This is a genomic window from Lentzea sp. JNUCC 0626 (assembly GCF_043632865.1).
In the GTDB taxonomy this organism is placed as follows: Bacteria; Actinomycetota; Actinomycetes; order Mycobacteriales; family Pseudonocardiaceae; genus Lentzea.
Genome location: NZ_CP171635.1, coordinates 1,117,243 through 1,138,569, shown reverse-complemented (window position 1 = coordinate 1,138,569; position 21,327 = coordinate 1,117,243). Strand labels below are relative to the sequence as shown.

General features: G+C 71.2%; 18 protein-coding genes. 5 read left to right on the top strand and 13 right to left on the bottom strand.

The features are described from left to right. Positions 1 to 45: 45 nt before the first annotated feature. On the top strand, positions 46 to 2,688 hold the full coding sequence (locus JNUCC0626_RS05185; protein ID WP_394618495.1) for a helix-turn-helix transcriptional regulator: 2,643 nt from the start codon (positions 46 to 48) through the stop codon (positions 2,686 to 2,688). On the opposite strand, the gene JNUCC0626_RS05180 is transcribed toward JNUCC0626_RS05185, so the two are convergent. Next, positions 2,656 to 3,282, bottom strand: a complete 627-nt coding sequence (locus JNUCC0626_RS05180) for a glyoxalase (RefSeq protein WP_394618494.1) — start codon at positions 3,280 to 3,282, stop codon at positions 2,656 to 2,658. The two genes, JNUCC0626_RS05185 and JNUCC0626_RS05180, sit on opposite strands and share 33 nt — an antisense overlap. A 158-nt stretch (positions 3,283 to 3,440) precedes the next feature. On the opposite strand from JNUCC0626_RS05180, the gene JNUCC0626_RS05175 reads away from it, so the two are divergent. Next, positions 3,441 to 4,022 carry an NADPH-dependent FMN reductase gene (locus JNUCC0626_RS05175; protein WP_394618493.1) on the top strand — a complete coding sequence of 194 codons (582 nt, stop codon included), beginning with the start codon at positions 3,441 to 3,443 and terminating at the stop codon, positions 4,020 to 4,022. Next, positions 4,022 to 4,675, top strand: a complete 654-nt coding sequence (locus tag JNUCC0626_RS05170; protein WP_394618492.1) for a TetR/AcrR family transcriptional regulator — start codon at positions 4,022 to 4,024, stop codon at positions 4,673 to 4,675. The genes JNUCC0626_RS05175 and JNUCC0626_RS05170 overlap by 1 nt, the downstream gene beginning before the upstream one ends. Here JNUCC0626_RS05170 and JNUCC0626_RS05165 read toward each other — a convergent pair. The 3 genes from JNUCC0626_RS05165 to JNUCC0626_RS05155 all read right to left on the bottom strand — a co-directional run bounded on the left by JNUCC0626_RS05165 (position 4,605) and on the right by JNUCC0626_RS05155 (position 6,283). Then, positions 4,605 to 5,510 (bottom strand): arsenic resistance protein, encoded by a 906-nt coding sequence (locus JNUCC0626_RS05165; RefSeq protein ID WP_394618491.1) that lies wholly within the window; start codon positions 5,508 to 5,510, stop codon positions 4,605 to 4,607. The genes JNUCC0626_RS05170 and JNUCC0626_RS05165 overlap by 71 nt on opposite strands. Before the next feature lie 75 nt (positions 5,511 to 5,585). Further along, the gene (locus JNUCC0626_RS05160) at positions 5,586 to 5,981 is read right to left on the bottom strand and encodes a MerR family transcriptional regulator (protein ID WP_394618490.1); all 396 of its coding nucleotides are present in this window, start codon (positions 5,979 to 5,981) and stop codon (positions 5,586 to 5,588) included. Continuing rightward, positions 5,978 to 6,283 carry a hypothetical protein gene (locus JNUCC0626_RS05155; protein ID WP_394618489.1) on the bottom strand — a complete coding sequence of 102 codons (306 nt, stop codon included), beginning with the start codon at positions 6,281 to 6,283 and terminating at the stop codon, positions 5,978 to 5,980. Before JNUCC0626_RS05155 ends, JNUCC0626_RS05160 begins: the two co-directional genes overlap by 4 nt. A gap of 89 nt (positions 6,284 to 6,372) precedes the next feature. Between JNUCC0626_RS05155 and JNUCC0626_RS05150 the strand changes: the two genes are divergently transcribed. Next, positions 6,373 to 6,753 (top strand): MerR family transcriptional regulator, encoded by a 381-nt coding sequence (locus tag JNUCC0626_RS05150; RefSeq protein ID WP_394621973.1) that lies wholly within the window; start codon positions 6,373 to 6,375, stop codon positions 6,751 to 6,753. Between the two features lie 89 nt (positions 6,754 to 6,842). Continuing rightward, positions 6,843 to 8,330 (top strand): SulP family inorganic anion transporter, encoded by a 1,488-nt coding sequence (locus tag JNUCC0626_RS05145; RefSeq protein ID WP_394618488.1) that lies wholly within the window; start codon positions 6,843 to 6,845, stop codon positions 8,328 to 8,330. Here JNUCC0626_RS05145 and JNUCC0626_RS05140 read toward each other — a convergent pair. Genes JNUCC0626_RS05140 through JNUCC0626_RS05100 form a run of 9 tightly spaced genes read right to left on the bottom strand, consistent with a single transcriptional unit; the run spans position 8,323 to position 21,012 of the window. Beyond that, positions 8,323 to 9,186: an alpha/beta fold hydrolase gene (locus tag JNUCC0626_RS05140; RefSeq protein WP_394618487.1), complete on the bottom strand. Its 864-nt coding sequence runs from the start codon at positions 9,184 to 9,186 to the stop codon at positions 8,323 to 8,325. The two genes, JNUCC0626_RS05145 and JNUCC0626_RS05140, sit on opposite strands and share 8 nt — an antisense overlap. Next, positions 9,183 to 10,238 (bottom strand): tartrate dehydrogenase, encoded by a 1,056-nt coding sequence (locus JNUCC0626_RS05135; RefSeq protein WP_394618486.1) that lies wholly within the window; start codon positions 10,236 to 10,238, stop codon positions 9,183 to 9,185. The genes JNUCC0626_RS05140 and JNUCC0626_RS05135 overlap by 4 nt, the downstream gene beginning before the upstream one ends. 57 nt (positions 10,239 to 10,295) lie before the next feature. Beyond that, complete coding sequence (locus tag JNUCC0626_RS05130) at positions 10,296 to 11,174, bottom strand: LysR family transcriptional regulator (RefSeq protein ID WP_394618485.1); 879 nt, start codon at positions 11,172 to 11,174, stop codon at positions 10,296 to 10,298. 10 nt (positions 11,175 to 11,184) lie between these two features. Next, positions 11,185 to 12,918, bottom strand: coding sequence for an ABC transporter ATP-binding protein (locus tag JNUCC0626_RS05125; RefSeq protein ID WP_394618484.1), 1,734 nt, complete (start codon positions 12,916 to 12,918; stop codon positions 11,185 to 11,187). Continuing rightward, positions 12,911 to 14,575: an ATP-binding cassette domain-containing protein gene (locus JNUCC0626_RS05120; protein ID WP_394618483.1), complete on the bottom strand. Its 1,665-nt coding sequence runs from the start codon at positions 14,573 to 14,575 to the stop codon at positions 12,911 to 12,913. Before JNUCC0626_RS05120 ends, JNUCC0626_RS05125 begins: the two co-directional genes overlap by 8 nt. Continuing rightward, positions 14,572 to 16,137: an alpha/beta hydrolase family protein gene (locus JNUCC0626_RS05115; RefSeq protein ID WP_394618482.1), complete on the bottom strand. Its 1,566-nt coding sequence runs from the start codon at positions 16,135 to 16,137 to the stop codon at positions 14,572 to 14,574. Before JNUCC0626_RS05115 ends, JNUCC0626_RS05120 begins: the two co-directional genes overlap by 4 nt. Further along, a complete protein-coding gene (locus JNUCC0626_RS05110) occupies positions 16,134 to 17,717 on the bottom strand; it encodes a hypothetical protein (RefSeq protein ID WP_394618481.1) in 1,584 nt (527 codons plus the stop codon). The genes JNUCC0626_RS05115 and JNUCC0626_RS05110 overlap by 4 nt, the downstream gene beginning before the upstream one ends. Beyond that, positions 17,714 to 18,442 carry a GNAT family N-acetyltransferase gene (locus JNUCC0626_RS05105; protein WP_394618480.1) on the bottom strand — a complete coding sequence of 243 codons (729 nt, stop codon included), beginning with the start codon at positions 18,440 to 18,442 and terminating at the stop codon, positions 17,714 to 17,716. Before JNUCC0626_RS05105 ends, JNUCC0626_RS05110 begins: the two co-directional genes overlap by 4 nt. Further along, on the bottom strand, positions 18,439 to 21,012 hold the full coding sequence (locus JNUCC0626_RS05100) for a lanthionine synthetase LanC family protein (RefSeq protein WP_394618479.1): 2,574 nt from the start codon (positions 21,010 to 21,012) through the stop codon (positions 18,439 to 18,441). The genes JNUCC0626_RS05105 and JNUCC0626_RS05100 overlap by 4 nt, the downstream gene beginning before the upstream one ends. Between the last annotated feature and the right edge of the window lie 315 nt (positions 21,013 to 21,327).

Below are 21,327 nucleotides of genomic sequence, written 5' to 3'. Positions count from 1 at the left end.
GTGCCCCACCTAGCATTTCGCCGACCTACACTCCCCCGTGTGCTGATGGGGCGCGACTCGGAACGGCACCGGATCGAGCGGCTCGTCGCGAGCGCTCGGATCGGCCGCGGCGGCGCGCTCGCCCTCACCGGCGAACCGGGCGTCGGCAAGACCACCCTGCTCCGCTTCGCCGCCACCGGATGCGCGGGCATGACCGTCCTGCAGGCCGCGAGCAGCGAACCCGAGCGCGAGATCCCGTTCGGCGGCCTGCACCAGGTGCTGCGACCGGCGCTGGACCGGCTGGCCGAGATCCCCGCTCCGCAGGCACAGGCGTTGTCCGTCGCGCTCGCCCTGTCGTCCGGTCCGCCGATCGACAGGTTCGCGGTGGGTGCCGCGACGCTGAGCCTGCTGTGCAGGTTCGCCGAGGACCGGCCGCTCGCGGTGCTGCTCGACGACCTGCACCTGCTGGACCGCCCCTCCGTGGACGCCCTCGCGTTCGCCGCCCGCCGCCTGGCCGCCGACCCGATCGTCCTGCTGGCCACCACCCGTTCCCCGGACCCGCCGTTACCCAAGCTGGCACTCACCGGCCTGGACCTCGCCACCGCCCACGACCTGGTGGCGAGCCGCGCGGGCCCGGTGTCGCCCGACCACATCGCCCGCCTGCACCGCGCCACCTCGGGCAACCCCCTGGCGTTGATCGAACTGGCGGCCCGGCCCCTGCGGGACGTCTCCCCCGAGACCCCGCTGCCCGTGTCGGCGGCGCTGGCGCACGAGTTCGCCGCGCAGGCCCGTTCGCTCGGCCCGGCCGGGCAGGCGGCGGCGCTGGTGGCGGCGGTGGCGGGCACCGACCTGCGGGTGGTGGCCGGGGCGTGCGAGGCGCTCGGGGTGGCGGTGGACGCGCTGGCCGAGGCGGAGAGCGCCGGGCTGGTGCGGATCGCCGACGGGCGCGTCGAGTTCCGGCACCCGCTGATCCGCGCGGCCGTCTACGGGGACGCCGATCCGCAGCGGCGCCGGGAGATCCACCGAGCCGTGGCCTCGGCGGTGGGCGCGGGATCCGACCGGCACGCCTGGCACCTGGCCGAAGCCGCGGTCGGACCGGACGCCGAGGTCGCTGACCTGCTGGTGCGGGCGGCGGGACGGGCGCACGAACGCAGTGCGCACGACGTGGCGTCGGCCGCCTACGAACGGGCCGCGCGCCTCAGCCCGGAGGTCGAACGGTACGCGTCGCTCAGCGTCTCGGCGGCGGAATCCGCCTGGCTGGCCGGTGAGACGAAGCGGTCCGTCGCGTTGCTGGACCAGGCGGGCCCGGGCACCGCCGTCGAACTGCGGGCGGCGATCGCGGCCCGCACCGGCTCCCTGACCGAGGCCCGCGACCTCTGTCGTCAAGCCGCCGAGGCAGCGGACACCCCCGACGCGGCCGTCGTCCTGCTGGCCGACGGCGTCAACGCCTGCTTCTACCTCGGCGACACCACCACCGGCCTCGCACTGGCCCACGAGATCGAGGCCCGGCTCCCCCAGGTCACGGCGCCCCAGGCGTCCGGTCTCGGGCGGATGGCCGCCGGCGTGGCCAGGATCCTCGCCAACCGCGGCGGCGCCGACCAGATCCGCACCGCGATCGACCTGCTCGCCCGCTCCGGCCTGCTGCACGACGACCGGCGCAGGCTGTCGTGGCTGATGATCGGCCCGATGTTCCTGCGCGACGCCGACTCGGGCGCGGACCTGCGCCGCACCGTCGCCCACGCCCGCACCGAGGCCGCCGTCGGCACCCTGCCCGCGTTGCTGTTCCACGTCGCGAGGGACGAGGCCACCACGAACCAGTGGGCCCGCGCCGAAGCCACCTACGACGAGGCGACCCGGCTGGCCCGGGAGACCGGTCAGGAGACCGACCTCGCCATGTGTCTGGCGGGCCGGGCGTGGCTGCAAGCCAGGCTGGGCAACGAGAACCGCTGCCGGGACCTGGTCGCGGAGGCCCTGCCGCTCTGCCGGTCCCGCGACATCCACATCGGACGGGTCTGGTCGCTGTTCGCGTTGGGAGAGCTGGAACTCGGCCGCGGCGAACCGGGCAGAGCGTTGGCACACCTGGAAGAACTCGCGGGCCTGTTGAACGAGCTGAAGCTGACCGACCCGGACGTGTCCCCGGCGCCGGAACTCACCGACGCCCTGGTCAGGCTGAACCGCCGCGAGGAAGCCGCGCCCATCGCCGAGCGTTACCTGGAGGACGCGCGCGCCAAGGGGCAGCCCTGGTCGTTGGCCCGAGCCGAACGCACGGCGGGCGTGCTGAGCGGAGACTTCGAAACGCACTTCGAGGCGTCGTTGCGGTACCACGAAAGGACTTTGGACGAGTTCGAGACCGCCCGCACGCGGCTCGCCTACGGTGCCCGCCTGCGCCGGGCCCGCCGCCGGGCCGACGCCCGCCCGCACCTGCACGCCGCGCTGGAGACGTTCGAGCACCTCCGCGCGGCCAGGTGGGCCGACCTGGCCGCGGTCGAACTCGGCGCCACCGGCGAGACGATCAAGCGACGTGACGAGGGAGAAACCCTGACGCCGCAGGAGTTGCAGGTGTCGTTGCTACTCGCGGAGGGCAAGACCACCCGCGAGGTCGCCGCCGCGTTGTTCCTGAGCCCGAAGACCATCGAGTACCACCTGCGCAAGGTCTACACGAAGCTCGGCATCCGCTCACGCGCCGAGCTGGCCGACCGGCTGCCCTGACGCCCACGCGAAGCCGTCCGGGTCGGTGAACTCACCGGCGCCGTGCAGTTCGACGCGATGCGAGCCGGACCCCTCGGGCGCGACGCCCGCGTCCTTGGCCAGCGCGCGCCGCCGGTACAGGCCCAGCTTGATGCCGCCGGTCGAGGCGAACTGCACGTACATGCGCCCGAAGCTCTTCTCCACCGCGAAACCGTGGTCCACGTAGCACTGTTTGCTCGCGCCGACGTCCGAAGCGCCGATCAGGAGCACGACGTCCTGGACGGCTCCGGTGATCGGGCCGGAGTCCTTTTTGGACGACGTCGCGACCTTCCAGATCGTGCCGTCGGGTGCCTGCACGACACCGCCGTAGCCCCAGATCGACTTGGCTGCGGGCTTGAGCACCGTCGCGCCGGCGTCGATCGCGGCGCCGATCAGGACGTCGACGTCGCCGGGCTGCGCGACCGTCAGCGAGAGGGTGAAGCCGCGGAAACCGGTGGCCGGTTCCTGCGACGCCCGCAGGCGCAGCCGGGAGCCGAGCCCGAAAGCGGTGGCGTAGAAGCGTTCGGCGGCCGCGAGGTCGGCCACTTCGAGGGTGATCGCGTCGAGTGAGGTCATGCCGGAAACGCTATTCGCCGACCTCGGCGCGGTGCTTCTCGATTCCTGACCGCCTGTGATCGGCCGCACTTGACGACCACCCAACAAAGCGGGGTAGAGTCCACTTACACAAGCGGGGTACGGTCCGATTACCTCGACCAGCGCACAGGGACTCACACATGACGCACATCGGAATCATCATCGGCAGCACCCGCCCCGGCCGGAACGGCGAGCAGGTGGCCAGGTGGGTCCTGGAGAACGCGGAGCAGCGCGCCGACGCGACGTTCGAACTCGTCGACCTCCAGGACTTCCCGCTGCCGCACCTCGACGAGCCGATGCCGCCCGCCATGGGCCAGTACCAGCACGACCACACCAAGGAGTGGGCGGCGAAGATCGCGAGCTTCGACGGGTTCGTCATGGTCACGCCCGAGTACAACCACTCCACGTCCGGCGTGCTGAAGAACGCGATCGACTACTTGTTCGCCGAGTGGAACAACAAGGCCGTCGGTTTCGTCTCGTACGGCAGCGTCGGCGGCGCGCGGGCGGTCGAGCACCTGCGTCTCATCGCGGGCGAGCTGAAGATGGCCGACGTGCGCACGAGCGTGTCGCTGTCGATGTTCACGGAGTTCAAGAACTTCTCCGAGTTCGTCCCGTCCGACTTCCAGGTCGCCACGCTGTCGACGCTGTTCGACGAGCTCGTGGCCTGGAGCGGCGCCCTCGCCCCGTTGCGCGACCGTCAGCTCGCCGCGCAGCAGGCCTGATGGACCCCGTCGCGCTGCCGTTCGGCCGTCCCCGCGAGGAACGGGCCGACGCCGCGCGCAACCGTGCCCACCTGCTCGACGTGGCCCGGCAGATGGTCGCCGAACTCGGCGCCTGTCACGTCACGATGGACGGCCTCGCCGAACGGGCGGGGCTGGGCAAGGGCACGGTGTTCCGTCGCTTCAAGACCCGCGCGGGCATCTTCCACGCGTTGTTCGACGAGGAGGAGAAGCTCTTCCAGCACCGGCTGATGACCGGGCCCGCACCACTGGGGCCCGGCGCTCCGGCCGCCGAACGCCTGCTCGCCTACGGCCGCGCCCGGCTGGAGTTCCTGCTCGACCATGCAGAGCTGGCCCGCGCGTCGCTCGATCCCGCCCAGCCGATCCCGGTCGGCGAGAGCCCGTCGCTGTTCCACGTCCGGATGCTCCTGGCCGAAGCCTGCCCGCAGCTGCGCCGCACCCTCGCCGTGCAACTCGTGGCGGCGCTCGAAGGCCCGGTCCTGCTCTACCTCCAGGACCCCGGCGCCACCCCGTCCCCGCTCGTCGACGACCTGGTCGCGGGCTGGGAACTCCTGGTCGGCCTCCTCACGGCACCAGCCGGGGCACCACCTTCACGTACACGACCATCCCGACGACCTCGACCATCGTCTGCGTGACCACGACAACGGCCGCCACGTCCCCCGGCAACGCCAGCGCGAGCGGCAGCACCACCAACGAGTTCCGCGTGGCCCCGGTGAACACGATCGCGCGCCCGGCCGCCCCGCCCAACCCGAACGCCCGCGCGACACCGAGCCCGGCGAACGCCATCACCACCAGGAACACCACGTAGAACGGCACCACCGCCGCGACCTGGGCCAGCCGGTCGAGCTTCGGCACCTGCGAGGCCACCACGACGAACAGCGTCACCGCCATCAACGGCACCATCGACGTGCTGATCGCCCCGATCACCCGCCCGGCCCAAGTCTGCGTGAGCCACGCCAACATCAGCGGAATCACGATCAGCACCACGAAAGCCTCGACGAACGGCCCCGGCTCCACCACAGCCAAGTCCGACCCGAGGAACAACCACAGATACCCAGGCAGCAACACCATCTGCGCCAGCAACAACAACGGCGTCGCCGCCAGCAACCGTTGGCTGTCCCCGCCCGCCAGCCCGCTGAACACGATCACGTAGTCGACGCACGGCGTGAGCAACACCAGCAACACACCCGCCCGCACGGCCTGATCGTCGGGCAGGAACGCGAAGAGCGCGCCCACCACCAACGGCACCACTGCGAAGTTCACGACGAGTGCCGCGGCGAGGAACCGTCCGGAGCGCAGCGACCGCCCGAGTTCCGCGACCGGCACCTGGAGGAACGTCACGTACAGCAGGGCCGCCAGCACGGGGTTGATGGCGTGTTCGAGGGCCGGCCCCGCGCTCGGAGCGATCCACCCGGCCAGCCCACCCGCTGCGAGCGCACCGAGGTAGACGGCGACCTGGTGACGTTCCATCCCCGCGACGAACCCCGGCAAATCGCCCTCCCGATCAGTTGATCAGGACGATAACCCCTGGCACCAGGCTTCTTCTCAGCGGCACGACACGCCCTCGAACGGCACCGGGCACGACGGCGTGTGCGAGCACACCACCAGGTCGTCACACCCGGCCGTGATCGCCGCCCGCAACGTGTCCCGGATGATCTCGAGGTCGGCGATCTTCGCCTCGACCTCGGCGAGCTTCACCGCGGCCCGCTCCCCCAGCCCCGGCCCGCGTGCCAGCAACGCGCCGATCTCCTCCAGCGTGAACCCGAGCCGTTGCGCGGCTTTGATGACCCGGAGCACCGTGACGGTCTCCTTCGGATAAAGCCGATGCCCGCCCAGCGACCGTTCGGGCCGGGCCAGCAACCCGACCCGCTCGTAGTACCGCAACGTCTCGCGGTTCACGCCGGCAGCCGAGGCGACCTCGCCTGTGCGCAACCCCGTCACCGGGCCTCCAGCGCGTCCAGCACCGCGACGTGCTCGGCGGGTACCGAGATCGCGAGGCTCAGCGCGCCACCGGACGCGGTGAGCACGAACGTGAAGAACGAGCAGCAGCCTGTCTCCCGCACCACCAGGTCCGCCGCGCGGGCCGCGATCTCGGGCCGTGCCTCGAGGTCCAGCACCAGCCGTGTCCTCTCCGGACGGTGGCGCACGCCCGCCGCGAACAGCTCGTCGAACTCGGCCACCCGGAACGGTCTCTCCGCCGTCGGCAACGTGCACGCCGCCGGCGCCCACACCTCGTCGCTCATGAATCGACGGTAAACCCGTACCCGAGCCCCGGATGCAAGTCGTGGGAGGATGGGTGACCGCTGGAGGAAGGGAAGTCGTGGGCGAGCGCATGCAGATCGGCGAGGTCGCGGAACGGATCGGCCTGTCGTTGCGCACCATCCGCTACTACGAGGAAGTCGGCCTGGTGGTGCCGAGCGCGCGCAGCCAGGGCGGGTTCCGCCTCTACACCGAGCCCGACGTGCAACGCCTCGGCGTGATCATGCGGATGAAGCCGCTCGGCTTCCAGCTGGACGAGATGCGCGAACTGCTCGGCCTCCTCGACGCGCTGGCCGACAGCAGCGACGAGGAGCACCTGCGACGGCTGACCGAGTTCTGGACCGCGGCCGAGGAACGGTGTGCGGCGCTGCGCAAGCAGCTCGCCATCGCCGAGGACTTCGCCGCCACGCTCCGGTCGCACCTGCCTGAGACCCCGCTCACGATCGAGCGCTAGACCGTCAACTCTACCCTCACGTCAGGGTAGGGTTGCGCCGCGCCAGAGCCGTCGCGCGTCCCAGACCTGCGTTCCACCACGGGGTTGATGTGTCCTCCTCCCAGGCCTCGCGGCCGTCCCTGTTCCAGCGCGTCCGCACCACGTGGTTCGCGAACCCGCGTGCGGACCTGTTGTCGGGGCTGGTCGTCGCGCTCGCGCTGATCCCGGAGGCGTTGTCGTTCTCGGTGATCGCCGGGGTGGACCCGAAGGTCGGCCTCTACGCGTCGTTCACCATCGCGATCATCATCGCGTTCGCGGGCGGCCGTCCCGCCATGATCTCCGCCGCGACCGGCGCGATGGCGTTGGTGCTCGTGCAACTGGTGCGGGACCACGGCGTGGAGTACATGTTCGCCGCGACCGTCCTCACCGGAGTGTTCCAGATCCTTTTTGGACTCGTCGGTGTGCACAGGCTGATGAGGTTCGTGCCGCGCACGGTCATGACGGGGTTCGTGAACGCGCTGGCGATCCTGCTGTTCGCCGCGCAGATCCCGCACATCACCGGCGGCGGCTGGCCCGTGATCGCACTGGCGGTGCTGGGGCTCGCGATCATCTACCTGCTGCCGCGTCTCACCAAGGTCGTGCCCGCACCGCTGGTCGCGATCGTCGTGGTCACCGCGCTGACGGTGTTCCTGCACATCGGCGTTCCCACGGTCGGCGACCAGGGCGAACTGCCGTCCGCACTGCCCGGCTTCGGGCTGCCGATGGTGCCGTTCACGCTCGGCACGCTCGCGATCATCGCGCCCTACGCCCTGACGCTGGCCGCGGTCGGGTTGATCGAGTCGCTGCTCACCGCCCAACTGCTGGACGACATCACGGACACGAGCTCCAGCAAGGGCACCGAGGTGCGTGGCCAGGGCATCGCGAACATCGCCACCGGGTTCTTCGGCGGCATGGCGGGCTGCGCGATGATCGGCCAGTCGATGATCAACGTGAAGTCCGGTGGCCGCACCCGTCTGTCGACCCTCGCGGCGGGCGTGTTCCTGCTGATCCTGGTGTTCGTGCTCGGCCCGGTCGTGTCGCTGATCCCGATGGCCGCGCTGGTCGCGGTGATGGTCTTCGTGTCGGTGAGCACGTTCGACTGGGGCAGCATCAAGATCTCGACGTTGCGCCGCACGCCGAAGAGCGAGACGACGGTGATGGTGGTGACCGTCGGCACGGTCGTGGCCACGCACAACCTCGCGCTCGGCGTGCTGGCCGGCGCGCTGCTCTCGGCGATCTTCTTCGCCCGCCGGGTCGCGCACCTGGTCGAGGTCTCGAGCGTGCTCGACCCGGACGGCGGCATCCGCGTGTACTCCGTCACCGGTGAGCTGTTCTTCGCCTCCACCAACGAACTCCTGCACGCCTTCGACTACACCGACGAGGTGTCCAAAGTGGTCGTCGACCTCTCCGGCGCACACGTCTGGGACAGCTCGGCGGTCGCCGCGCTGGACGCCGTCACCGCGAAGTTCGCCTCACGCGGGGTCGAGGCCGAGATCGTCGGCCTGAACCCGGACAGCGCCCAGCTGCACACGAAGTTGTCCGGTCAGCCCGCTAGCTGAAGAACTCCCGCAACGCGGCCACCACCTCGTCCGGCCGTTCCTCCGGCAGGTAGTGGTCGCAGTCCAGGGCCTGCCCCCGGACGTCCCGCGCGTACTCCCTCCAGACGGCCGGCACGTCGTAGTGCCGCCCGACGAACCCGTGCTCACCCCAGAGCGCCAGCAGCGGCGCCTCGACCAGCCCGCTCTCGCGGTCGTGCTCCAGGTCGATGCCGGCGGCGGCGCGGTAGTCGGAGCAGGACGCGGCGATCGCGGCCGGGCCGGAGAAGCAGCGGACGTACTCCTCCAGCGCCGCCGGGTCGAACGGGGTGCCGCCGTGGTGCCGCGCCCGCATCCGCGCCTCGATCCAGAACCTCGGGTCGGCGCCGATCATGCGCTCGGGGATGCCGTTCGGCGCGGCCAGGAAGAACCAGTGGAAGTAGCCGAGACCGAAGTCCTTGTCGGCGTGCTCGAACGTGTGCCGGGTGGGCACGATGTCCAGCACCGCGAGGGCACTGACGGCCTCGGGTGCGTCCAGGGCGAGCCGGTGCGCGACCCTGCCGCCGCGATCGTGTCCCGCCACGCCGAACCTGTCGAACCCGAGCTGGTTCATCACCAGCAGCTGGTCGCGGGCCATGGCGCGCTTCGAGTACTCGGCGTCGTCCGGGCCGGGCGCGGGTTTGTCGCTGTCGCCGTAGCCGCGCAGGTCGGTGGCCACGACGGTGAAGTCCTCGGCCAGCGCGGGCGCCACCCGGTGCCAGATGACGTGGGTCTGCGGGTAGCCGTGCAGGAGCAACAGCGGCGGGCCGGACCCGCCTACCGTGACGTGGATGTGCACGCCGTCCGCGTCGACCGTCCGGCGGTCGAACGGGATGCTCACGGCCGCACGCGGTCGAGGACGGTCTGGGTGAACTCGGCGGTCGACGCCGTGCCGCCCAGGTCAGGCGTGCGGACGGGGGTCTGCGCGAGGACGTCGGCGATCGCACCCTCGACCTCTGCCGCGGCCTCGGCGTGCCCGAGGTGGTCGAGCATCAGGGCGGCGGTCCAGATCGCGCCCAGCGGGTTCGCGACGCCCTTGCCCGCGATGTCGGGCGCGGAGCCGTGCACGGGTTCGAACATCGACGGGAAGTCGCGCTCGGGGTTGATGTTCGCGGACGGCGCGATGCCGATGCTGCCCGCGACGGCCGCGGTGAGGTCGCTCAGGACGTCCCCGAAGAGGTTCGAGCCGACGATCACGTCGAACCGCGCCGGGTCCAGCACCACCTTGGCGCACAACGCGTCGATGTGCTCCGAGGTCCAGCTGACGTCCGGAAAGGACAGTGCGGTCTCGGCGACCACCTCGTCCCAGAACGGCATGGTGTGCACGATGCCGTTCGACTTGGTCGCCGACGTGACGTGCCCGCGCCTCTCCCCCGCGAGCCGGAACGCGTACGAGGCGATCCGCTCGACGCCCGCCCGCGTGAAGACCGACTCCTGCACGGCCATCTCCTCGGGGAACCCGCGCCCGAACCGGCCGCCGACCTCGCTGTACTCGCCCTCGACGTTCTCCCTGACCACGACCAGGTCCATCGCGGCCGCTCCGCGCACCGGACTCTCGACGCCCGCGAACACCTTGACCGGCCGCAGGTTCACGTACTGCCGGAAGGTGCGCCGGATGGGGATCAGCAGGCCCCACAACGAGACGTGGTCCGGCACCGAAGGATCACCGACCGCGCCGAGCAGCACCGCGTCGTGGTGGCGAATCCGGTCGAGCCCGTCGGCGGGCATCATCGCGCCCTCGGCCACGTACCGGGCGCACGACCAGTCGAACTCGTCGTAGGCGAAGGAGATCCCGTGCCGGCGGCCGACGGCGTCGAGCACCCGGCACGCCGCGGGCGTCACCTCCTGGCCGATGCCGTCTCCCGGGATGAGCGCGATGCGGTGAGTGACCATGCCCCCGATGACACCACTCGCCGGTGGGCCGCGTCCAAGACGTGGCTCCACGCAGGGTTAGAGGTTCTGGCTATGAGCGACGTCGAGGAACGCGTGCGCGGCCGGGCTGAGGTCGCCGGTGCCCGCGACGAGCGCGAGGTGCAGGTATCGCGCGGGTTCGAGGTCCAGCACCAACGCCCCGGCCTGCCGGGCGAGCGGCGCCCACGACTCGGCGAGCACGGCCATCCCGACACCACCGAGCACGAGCGGCAGGATCGCCTCCCGGTGCTCGGTCTCCACCACCCGCGTGACCTCGACGGTCGCGCTGATCTCGTCCACGACCCGCCGCATGCCGGTGCCGGGCTGGCCGACGATCAACCGCTGCCCGGCGAGGTCCTCGTGCCGCACCACGGTGTCCGGCGCGAACGGCCCGTCGTGCGAGCACACCAGTACGAACCGCTGCCTGCCCAGCGGCGTCACCCGCACCCGCGCGTCCCGCAGCGGTTCGGCGGCACCGAGCAACCCGAGTTCCGTCCGTCCACTTCGGACCTCGTCGACGACGTCCTGCGCGGTGAACGCCGACCGCACCGCGATCGACAGGCCGGGGTGCTTCTCGGTGACGGCCTTGATGATCCGCGCCAGCGGTTCGACCGACTGCGACGGCATCGCGGCGATCTCGACCCGGCCGACCCGCAGGTCGGCGACCTCCGCGACGCTCGCGCGGGCCGTGGCGAGCACGCGCACGACCTGCCGGGCCGGGCCGATCAACGCCTCCCCGGCGTCGGTGAGCACCAGCCGGCGGCCCGCGCGGCGGAACAGGTCGATGCCGAGGTCGCGTTCGAGTGCCCGGATCGCCTGGGACAGCGACGGTTGCGCGACGTGCAGGGCGGCCGCGGCCTTGTTCACGCTGCCGTGGTCCACGACGGCGAGGAAGTAGCGCAGCTGCCGGACGTCCATCCAACGCAGATTAGTCCGCGAACGCGTCCGCCTGCGACCGGTAGAGCCGCGCGTAGTGCCCGCCCCGAACCAGAAGCTCCTGGTGCGACCCGAGTTCCGCGACGCCGCCGTCCGCCAGCACCACGATCAGGTCGGCGGACCGGACGGTGGAGAAGCGGTGCGTGACGAGGACCGTGATCATGCCGTGCGCGCCGTCGGTGGCCCTGGTCATGCTGTCGAACAGGGCGTCCTCGGTGAACGCGTCGAGCGACGCGGTCGGTTCGTCGAAGAAGCGCACCAGCGGCGTGGTCCTGGCGAGGCCGCGGGCGAGCGCGAGCCGTTGCCACTGGCCGGTGGAGAGGTCGGTGCCGCCCCAGGCCGTGCCGAGTTGGGCGTCCTGCGCCAGCACGTCGGCACCGGCCCTGGTGATGGCGCCGCGAACGTGCGCCGGGTCGTCGAGGTGGGGCAGGTCGCCGACGCCGACCGCGTGCTGGACGGTGAACTCGAAGCGGGCGAAGTCCTGGAACGCCGCCGCGAGCCGTTCTCGCCACGCGTGCACGTCCAGGTCGGCGATGTCCACGCCGTCGACCGTGATCCTGCCCTCGGTGGGCTCGTACATCCTGGTCAGGAGCTTGACGAGGGTGGTCTTGCCGGCGCCGTTCGCGCCGACGACCGCGAGCGCGCGCCCGGCCGGGATGGTCAGGTCGACGTTGCGCAGCACCCACTTCTCCGTGCCGGGGTAGCGGAACGACACGTTCTCCAGCTTGATGCCGCCGACGATTTCCGCAGGCGCGGGCAGGGTTCCGGACGCGACGCGGGCGTGCTCTTGGAGCCAGCGGAAGCGGCGCACGGTGTGCAGGGTGCGGCCGAACCCCGCGACAGCCTGGATCGGCCAGATCACCGCGGTCTGGACCTGCTGGCTGAGGTAGATCGCCAGCACCACGTCGCCGGGGGCGGCCCGGCCCTGGAGTGCCTGGTGCAGCACGAATCCGACGGCCGTGATCACGCCGGCGACGTAGAGGACCTGCTGGGCGAGCGAGGCGAGCGCGACCTTGCGTTCGGCGTGTTCGATCGGGCGGCGCTGGGTGGACCAGAGCGTGCCGATGCGGCGTTCGAGGTCGTCGGCGAGGCCGAAGAGACGGACCTCGACTGCGGCGTCCCGGTCCTGTGCCGCGGTGCGCAGGTGGCGGGCGGTGCGGCTGGCCAGCGCCGAGGCGTCTTCGGCCGTGGTGCGCCACCGCTGCTGGGCCTTCGTGATCAGCAGGGCGGGCAACGCCAGCAGCACCAGCGCGAGCATCGCCGGGTGGGCGACGACCAGCAGCACCAGCACGGTGAGGCCCGCGCAGATCGCCTTGACCGTGATGGCGAGGGCGCTCATCGAGTTGCCGAGCTGACCCTGGCGCTGCCGCAGGATTTCGAGGTGGTCCTGGTGCTCGGCGCGTTCGAAGTGGTCGAGCGTGGGCAGTTCGGCGCACAGCCGCGCGATCTCGGTGTCGAACGCGTGCGCGACCTTCTCCCCCAGCACCATCCGCCACTGGCTCGCCGACAGGTCGAGCTGCCAGCCGAGCCCGGCGCCGAGCACGAGCGCGGCGACGCCGGTGACGACCTGGCGGGTGTCGTGCTGGATCAGGCCGTTCGTGAGCATCGCGAGCCACAGCCCGGACATCAGCACGAGGGTGTTGCCGAACGGCTCGGCGATCATCGCGAGGGTGAGCCTGCGGTCGGCCCGCCAGGCCGTCGCGACGAGCAGGCGGATCTCACGCATGGCCGGCCTCCGCGAACCTCTCCGCCTGCAACGAGTACATGGCGGCGTACTTTCCTTGCGCTGCCATGAGTTCGGCGTGGGTGCCGTCCTCGGCGACGCGGCCGTCCGCGATCACGATGATGCGGTCGGCGTGCTTGACGGACGCGAGCCGGTGCGACACCAGGATCGTGGTGGTCTCGCCGGCCAGTTCGCTGAAGCGCGCGAAGAGTTCCTCCTCGGCGAGGACGTCGAGGTTGGCGCTCGGCTCGTCCATGATCAGAACCTCCGCACCGGCGTCGACCGCCCGCAACGCCCTGGCCAGCGCGACCTTCTGCCACTGACCGCCGGAGAGGTCGCGGCCCTGCGGATGCGACGACGACAGGACGGTGTCCCAGCCGTGCGGGAGGTCTTCGAGCAGTCCCAGCCCGCCCGCACGGTCCAGCGCCTGTTCGGCACCTGGCTCGCCGAACGCGATGTTGTCGCGGAGCGAGAGCTCGAACCGGGTGAACCGCTGGACGATCGCGCTGACCCGGCCGGGCATGGTGACCGCGCCGCTGTCCGGCCGGTAGATGCCTGCCAGCAGATTCACGAGCGTGCTCTTGCCCGCGCCGTTCTCGCCGACGATCGCCAGCGACTGTCCCTTCGGGACTTCGAGGTCGAGTCCCTTCAGCACAGGCTTTCCGGCGTATCCGAAGTGGACGTTCGTCAACCGGATGGAGTCGGCCGCCGTGCGTTGTTCCGCAGGTGCGGGGGTCAGGCGGCGCGCGATGGAGCGGACCAGTTCGGCGACCTTGCGGGCGCGGGCCAGCGGGATCTCGGCACCGAAGACGTACCCGAGCGCGCCCGTGCTGAGCACGGCCTGGGCGTAGACGACGATTTCCGCCGGTGAGGTGGTGGACTGCGCGATAGCGGTGAGGACGATCAGGTGCGCGGTGAGCACGCCGCCGGTCGCGGCGAACACCGTGCGCATGCCGAGTTCGCGGCCCTGCCAGACGACCTTCAGAGCGTTCAGGTACGAGTCCCGGTAGAGCGGCACGAGCCACCCCGCGAGACCGAACACCCGGACCTCCTTGGCTGCAGGACTGTCCACGGCGAGGCCGCGCAGGTAACGGGCACGGCGCAGCGCCGTCTCGCCCTGCTGGGCGCCTAGGGTCATGCCGTGGTCGAGCCACTTCCGCACGCCGAAGCTCAGACCGCGCCAGCCGAGGAACATCACGATCGGCGCCCACCAGGCGAACGTCGCCAGCACCACGGTGGCGCCGATGCCGGTGGCCCGTTGCCTGAGCAGTTCCTTGAGCGCGCTCACGGTGCCGACGAAGCCGTCGACGCGTTCGAACTCCGCCAGCGCCCCGAGTTCCTTCGTGGTCCTGTCGTCGACCAGGTGCGCGACCTCGGTGCGGAGGGCGGCGTGCGCGACCGTCTCGTGGACGATCTGGGCGAACCTGCCGTCCAGCACGGCGGCCTCGTGGTCGAGGATCGCCGACAGCACCGTCCCGGTGAGGAGGGCGGCGCCGAACAGCACGAGGCCGAGGGTGGCCTGCTCCGGGTCGTCCGGGAGGCCGGCGACGAGCACGCCCGACGCGGCGATGGCGGCGGCCGGGGCGAGCCCCTGCAGCACCGCCAGCACGCAGAAGAGGACGAACCGGCCCCGTCCCGCCTGCCACAGCAACGTCTTCACGCCGGTACCTCCTGCCGTACGAGTTCGCCGAGGTGCGCCACGACGGCGGTGGCCCACGCCGTCATGTCCGCCGGTTCGTGGCCGTTGCCCTGTTGCTCCACGTACCGCATCGCCCCGTGGCGTTCGACGAAGGTCCGCGACTGCTCGACCGGGACCCGGTCGTCGCCCGCGCTGTGCCCGATGAGCAGCCTCGGCGCGGTGCACGGGCGGGTGATAGGGCTGCGCCTGGCCAGTTCTTCCCGGTCAGCGGCGAGGACGCCGAGTTCGGTGCCGAGCCACTGGCGGTGCAGGCCCGTCGCGGACTCCAGGAGCTTCTCGACGTCGGTGACCGGGGCCCACACCGCGACGGTGTCCACGAGCGTCGGGTCAGCGGCGAGCAGCGCCAGGTAAGCGCCGTAGCTCTGGCCGTACAGGCACACCGGTCCGTCGCCGTTGAGGTCGTCTTTGAGGTCGCGGAGGCGTGCGACGACGGCCTCGACGTCGGCACCGCCCCAGTCGCCGACGACCTGGTCGCGGAACTCGTCGCCGTAGCCGGAGCTGCCGGGGTAGTTCATGCCGATGACGGTCCAGCCCGCCGCGACGAAGGCCGCGATCACGGGTTCGTGGATCTGCCGGAGCTGGCTGCGCGGGCCGCCGTGCAGGTGCAGGACCGTGCCGCCGTGGCCGTGTTCCGGTTCGTAGACCCACTCAGGGGACTGCTTCGACTCGCGGTGCCGCCAGCGGACGGCGATCTCCTCACGTGGCTGGCCTTCGAGCGGCGTCATCCGTCCACTGTGGATGTTCCAGCGGACGAGCGCGGGCGGTGCGGCCGGTGACTGGTGGTGGCCGAGCAGATGACGTTCGTCTGCGGTGAAGACGAGATCGGTGGCGATGCCGTGATCGGGCACGGGGGCGCCGACCGCGTGCCCGTCCGCGTCGAGCACGCGGTAGACGTACCGGTGGTCGGCCCAGGTGAGCGTGAGGAGCAACCCGGACGGCGACACGGCGACGGCCTTGCTGCCCGGCTCGTACCAGCGGGTTCGTCCGGTGGTGAGGTCCAGGACGCCCGGCACGTCCCCTGCGCCCGTCACCGCGAGGACCGGGCCGTCGCCGGCGGCCGAGACCGCGTCGAGGTCGGTCCGCTCGCCGTGCCGGATCATCGTCACGCCCCGGTCGTGCGTGAAGACGAGGCTGTCGCGGTCCCACGTCGCGACGGACCGCACGCCTTCGGTGCCCTCGATCAGCCGGTAGCCGCCATCAGCCGGTCGGTGCGCGCACAGCATCGGGCGGCCGTCGCGCACGACGGCGAGCAGTGCTTCCTCGCCGTCGTAGCGGAGGGTGCGTCCGACCACCGGATGCGTCGAGGTCAGCATCCGGTGGCCGGTGTCGAGGAGGCCGAGTTCGCCGCGGCGGCGCAACGCGACCAGGTGCGGAGCGGCCCAGCCCGCGAGGTGCCAGTCGCCGGCGGCGATCCAGTGCGTCGTGGCGAGGTCGGCGGTGCCGTCCGGCGCCACCTCGACCACGCCCAGCTCACCGGGCCTGGTCAGGGCGAGCAGGTCGCGGCCGGGTGAGAGCGCGGTCATGCCGCACCGGCCAGCAACCCTCGCAACGCCAGCAGGTCGTCGGCGACGAGGGCGTGCGCGGCACGGAGTTCGAGCAGCGCGGCCGGCTGCTCGCCGAGGTTGCGCATGGCGGCGTCGACCACGTCGGGCGCGCCGCGGCGCATTCGGCTGATCCCGGCGAGGTACCAGCGTCCCGCCTCGGCCGTGGCGCCGTCCGCGAGGTGCTGGTCGGCAAGCCGGAAACACACAGCCGACACGGCCTTTTCGTTGGCCTGGCTCGTGTCCCTGGCGCGGTCGAACAGCTCCAGCAGCCGGGTGGCGACGGCTTCCGCCTCCTCCCGCTCCCCCGCCTCCAGCAGCACCCGCACGAGGTCGACGGCGACGTAGGTGCCGTTGGCGACGTCGTCCGCGATCGTCCAGGCCCGCCGGTACAGCCCGACGGCCTCCGGCGTGCCCCGGCGCAGTTTCGCGAGGTTGGTGAGCAGCTGCACCTGCTGGTCGGCGACGACGTCCTGGCCTTCCACCTGCTCCAGCGCGGCGCGCATGGTCGTGACGGCTCCGGCGAGATCGCGGTCGCGGTAGAGGGCGAGCGCGGCGCCGTTGAACGAGGCGGCGATCTGCGCGCGCGGTACGTCGAGTTCCCTGGCGTGCGCGAAGCACCGCGCCGCCGAGGCTCGTTGCGCCGGGTCCGGGTCCTTGGCGAGCAACTGGCCGAGGCTGTAGGCCAGCATCGCCTGCTGGTCCGGCGCGACCTCCCACCTGGTGGCCTGGCGCAGCACGATGTCGGCCAGCGGTCCGGAGACCCGGCGGCGATCGGCGACGAGCGCGGCGAGGTAGGCGCCCGCGGCCGTGGCGTGCGGGATCGCGCCGGTTTTGCGTGCGCGCCGGTAGAGGTTGCCCGCGTACCGGCTCAGCACTCGTCCCCGCCCGGCGGCCTCGGCAGCCGATCCGGCCGTGAACGCCTTCAGCGCCAGCACCGGATCCTCGATCAACGCGGCCGTCGTCAGAGGCACCTGCGAGGTCGTGGCCACCTCGGCAGCGAGCTCCGGCGTGATCGGCAACGGCCGGGCGACCGGCGTGGCGTAGGTTCGTTGACCGTCCCTTGTGGACGTGACGGCGCGGATGAGCGCCTCGTCCCAACCGTGCTGCGCTTGCCACTGACGGAATTCGCGCTCCGGCACCGCTCCCCCGGCGAGCTTGAGCATGGCCAGGATCTCGTCGCCCTCCACCGGCAGCACCGCGCGGACGTGCCGGAGCACCGTGACCGACTGCGCTTCCCCGCGCACCAGCCGCATCCGGCACTCCTGCAGGAACCGCACGTCGTCGTGCGTGGGCGCCCCGAACATCTCGACGACGACCGCGCGTTTGCCGCCCTCGGCCAGCCACGCGCGCACTTCGCCGACTTCCTTGCGCAGTCGCGCTTCACGTTCGTCGTGGCACCGCAACAACGCCGTGGTCAGGTCAGTCTCTTCCTGGTCGGGGGTGAGCCAGACCGGCCGTCCCGCCGACAGGTAGTACCGCACCTGCCCGTGGCGTGCCCGCAGGTCCGCCAGCACGCCGGGAATCCACTCGGACTCGACCGACAGCACCGTGACGCTCATGACGTCACCCGGCTCGCCTTGAGCGTCGCGCGGTCCTGCACGAACCCGATCGACCGGTACAGCCGCCGAGCCGTGAAGTTCTCCGCCATGACGTTGAGCCGGCAGTCCGCGTACCCGGCCGCCACGAGCCCCAACATGCTCCGCACCAGCAACGTCTTGCCGAGCCCCGCACCCCGCTGCGCCTGCTCGACCGCGAGGTGCCCGATCAACGGCACACCCCGGTCGAGTGTGACGGCGATGGCGCCACGCGTCGCTCCCCCCGCCGTGACGCTGAGGCTGGCCTCCTCGACCATCGGCCCGTACTGCCCGGACGCCACCTCGTCGAACACCCGCCGGTCGTGCGCGTCCCCCACCACCTCGTTCCAGGACTCGATCCGGTGCCCCACCGGCAACGCCCGTTCGAACGACGCGATCATCTCCACGTCGAGCCGCAGCCACATGGGCACGATCCGACCGCAGCCGGTCCCCCCGACGTCCCAGAACTCGGGGTGCACCACGACGACGTCCCGCATCCCGTGCCCGCGCAGGTACTCGAGCACGCTCACCAGGTGCCCGACCGTCTCCGGATCGTCCCGCTGCGGCAGGCACTCGGTGACGTACGTGATCCCCGGCGCCGGCCGCACCACGCACTCGAACACCGTCGCGCCGCCCTGCCGGGCGATGACCTTGCGGTTGCCACCCCAGTCCACCACCATCTCGTGGACCAGTACGTCGGTGAGGTTCACGGCCGTTCCTCCACTCGCAATGTCAACGGCGACCGAGCCACATGCCCGGCAAGCCTCAGCCGAAACGCGTGCACACCCGTGTACCCGCGCATGTAGTCGGGCCGAGGCACCCCGAGCCCCTCGGGGGCCCACTTGACCGCGAACCCGTCCCGGAACCGCAACGCGTCCAACTTGCGTCCGATGTGGACGGCCCCAGCGTGGAACTCCTCGTGCTTCCGCGCGAGATCGAGCAGGAAGTCCCCGTCCCCGGCCAGCCCGTGACACCGGCAGGCACTCCCGAACGGCCTCGCCGTGGTGATCGCCCGCCCGGCACGCACGGCCGCGTCCTCGAACTCGGCATCTCCGGTGTGCTCGGCCAACGCCTGCAACAGGATCCCCACCCCCGCGGCCCCGTTGCACCAGTGCGACCACACGGTGTCGCTCCCAGCCTTGTGCGGCCACGAGATCCCTTGCGCAGCCGGTTGAGCCTTGCCCAGCAACGCCCGCCCGGTGGCCACCGCGAGGTCGATCGCCACCGGATCGTCCACCGCGAGCCCGGCGTGCAACAGGAAGTACGCGACCCCCGCACTCCCGTGCGCGAACCCGTAGAAGGCCGACCCGTTGTTCGGCCAGGCAGGCCCACCGTCCTTCGTGGACACCCCGCCCAGCACCTTGGCGATGACCTTCGCGACGTCCCCGGCCCCTTCCCCGGTGGCCTTGTGCACCGCGACCTTGGCCAACCCGACCCCGGCCCACCCGTGGGTGATGTCCCACCCTTTGACCTCAACCGCGTCGAGCTCTTGTCCGAACCGCACGGCCTCGCGCCGCCACAACTCGGGCTCGTGCCCTGCCGCCGCCAGGTCGGTCATGAGCCACGGCAACGCCCCGAGCCCGAAGTACAGCCCAGGCGGCGTCTGCCCCGGCACGACCGGATTGGTGTCGACGGTCCAGGTGAGTAGTTGGTCGGTGTGCTTCAGCCAGGCGCTGTCGCCGGTGGCTTCGTGGAGGTCGAGGTAGAAACGCGCGATGCCGGCCGTGCCCGCCATGAAGGAGGCGGGATGCATGGCACCCGGCGCCCACCGCTGAGGCCACGGCCAGGGGTGCCGGTCCCACTCGACGAGGCGGACGAGCTCTTCGCCGGCCTCGACCGCTTCCTCGACGGTCGAATCGGCACCGCTCGCGCCGTCAAGGCCCAGCCCGGCGCTCCCGACACTGTCAGACCTGCCTGCGACGATAGGAGTGGGGGCCTCACGCACCCCCCGGAGGGGCCGAAGGTGGATCGATTCCGCATCCACTCCGGCAGGCGCGAAAGCCGCCACCACACCCGGCAGATGCGCGGCGTAGTCCACACCAGGCCCGAGATAAGGATCAATCCCGGTCATCACGAAGTGCGAAATCGCCGCCAACGCGTACTCGGTGTCCCCAGCCCAAGGCGCATCGGCAGGCACGTACCCCGGCGTGTGCGCCACAAAAGGCGGCTCAGCCGAGTCGACCAGCGCGGCGTGCTCCAGGTCGATCACGTAGAACCGCGACCCGTCCACCATCACGTTGTTGGGCGTCAGGTCCAGCAGCCGAACCCCCAACTCCTCGACCGCCGCCACCAGCCCCCGCACCCCGGCCACCAGCTCCGTCACCGACTCCGCCGACGGCACCGACCGGTAGTTCGAACGCTCCACCAGGGCCCGCAACGTCCGCCCCGGCAGGAACTCCTGCACGAGGTACGCGTTGTCCTCCTGGTGGAAGAACGCCAACGGCTCCGGCGCGAGCCCGGACCCGGACAGCACCCGAAGCAGTTTCCACTCGTTCAGCAGCGCAGAACGAGAATCCCGGCCAAGCCGATCGGGGGTCGTGCCGATCCGGGCTTCCTTCAGCACCGCGGGCACCCCCCGGTGCAGCACCCGGAACACCCCGCCCTTCACCGACTGCCGCAACACCCCCTGCACGACGATCTCGCGCCCGAACAGCCCACTCCCAGGGCGTTCCAAAAAGGGACGCGGCGAAGAAGAAACCACGTCGTCGATCCAGTCAGGCGCCGCAACCCCAGGCGCACGCCGGTCCTCCACCCGACGGCCAGCGGAGTCGACCAACACATAGGTGAGGCTCTGCGTCACCGGATCGAACACGCTCTGCCCCACGAACGCCCCGTAGCGCAGGTACACGTTGCTGTGCGGCCGGAAGCGGCGGTCGGAAGGAACAACAGGAGCGTCGAACTCGCAGGTGACCGCGTCGAGAGCGGTGCACAGCGACTCGACGTCCGAAGAAGAAGAGGGGTAGATGGTGATGAACTTGCCCGACTGCGTCAACGGCGACGGGGGCGCGCTCAGGTTCATCAGCTTGTCGAGCGAGCGCGCGGCCTTCCAGCGCAGCGACAGCGGGGTGACGACGGCGGCCACTCGGCGCAGGACCTCGGCGGCGTCGGCCGGAGCGGCGCTCACGTGGATCTTCCAGCCCTGCCGGCGGGCCGGGACGTCCGCGACCGGGTCGAAGTGCCACCAGTACGGCTCGGCGCGCACGGTGTAGGTGTCGGCGCAGTGGGCGGCCAGCCTGCCCGCCTCGCGCCGGATCGGGTCCGGGGCCACGCGTCGTCGCATGAGAACTCACCTGCCTGAAGAGGGACTTGCGGTGGGCCGCACGACGGCGGCCCACCGCATCACCGGAGCTCCGGTCAGTTCTGGCTCGAGGTCCAGGAGCAGACGGTGCAGAGGGAGTTGTCCTCCATCAGCAGCGCGTCGTCCTCGAAGCCCATGGTCAGCAGGTCGGTCGCGTCGACGATCTTCTCCATCGGAATGCACCTCCGTGTAGTGGTTCTCTCTGGTGTTTCAGGCCCCGTTGCGGCCCGAGAGAAATCTCCCGTCTACCAGCGAAAACCTCATCCGTGGCGGCTACCACCATTCGAAAACCGCAGT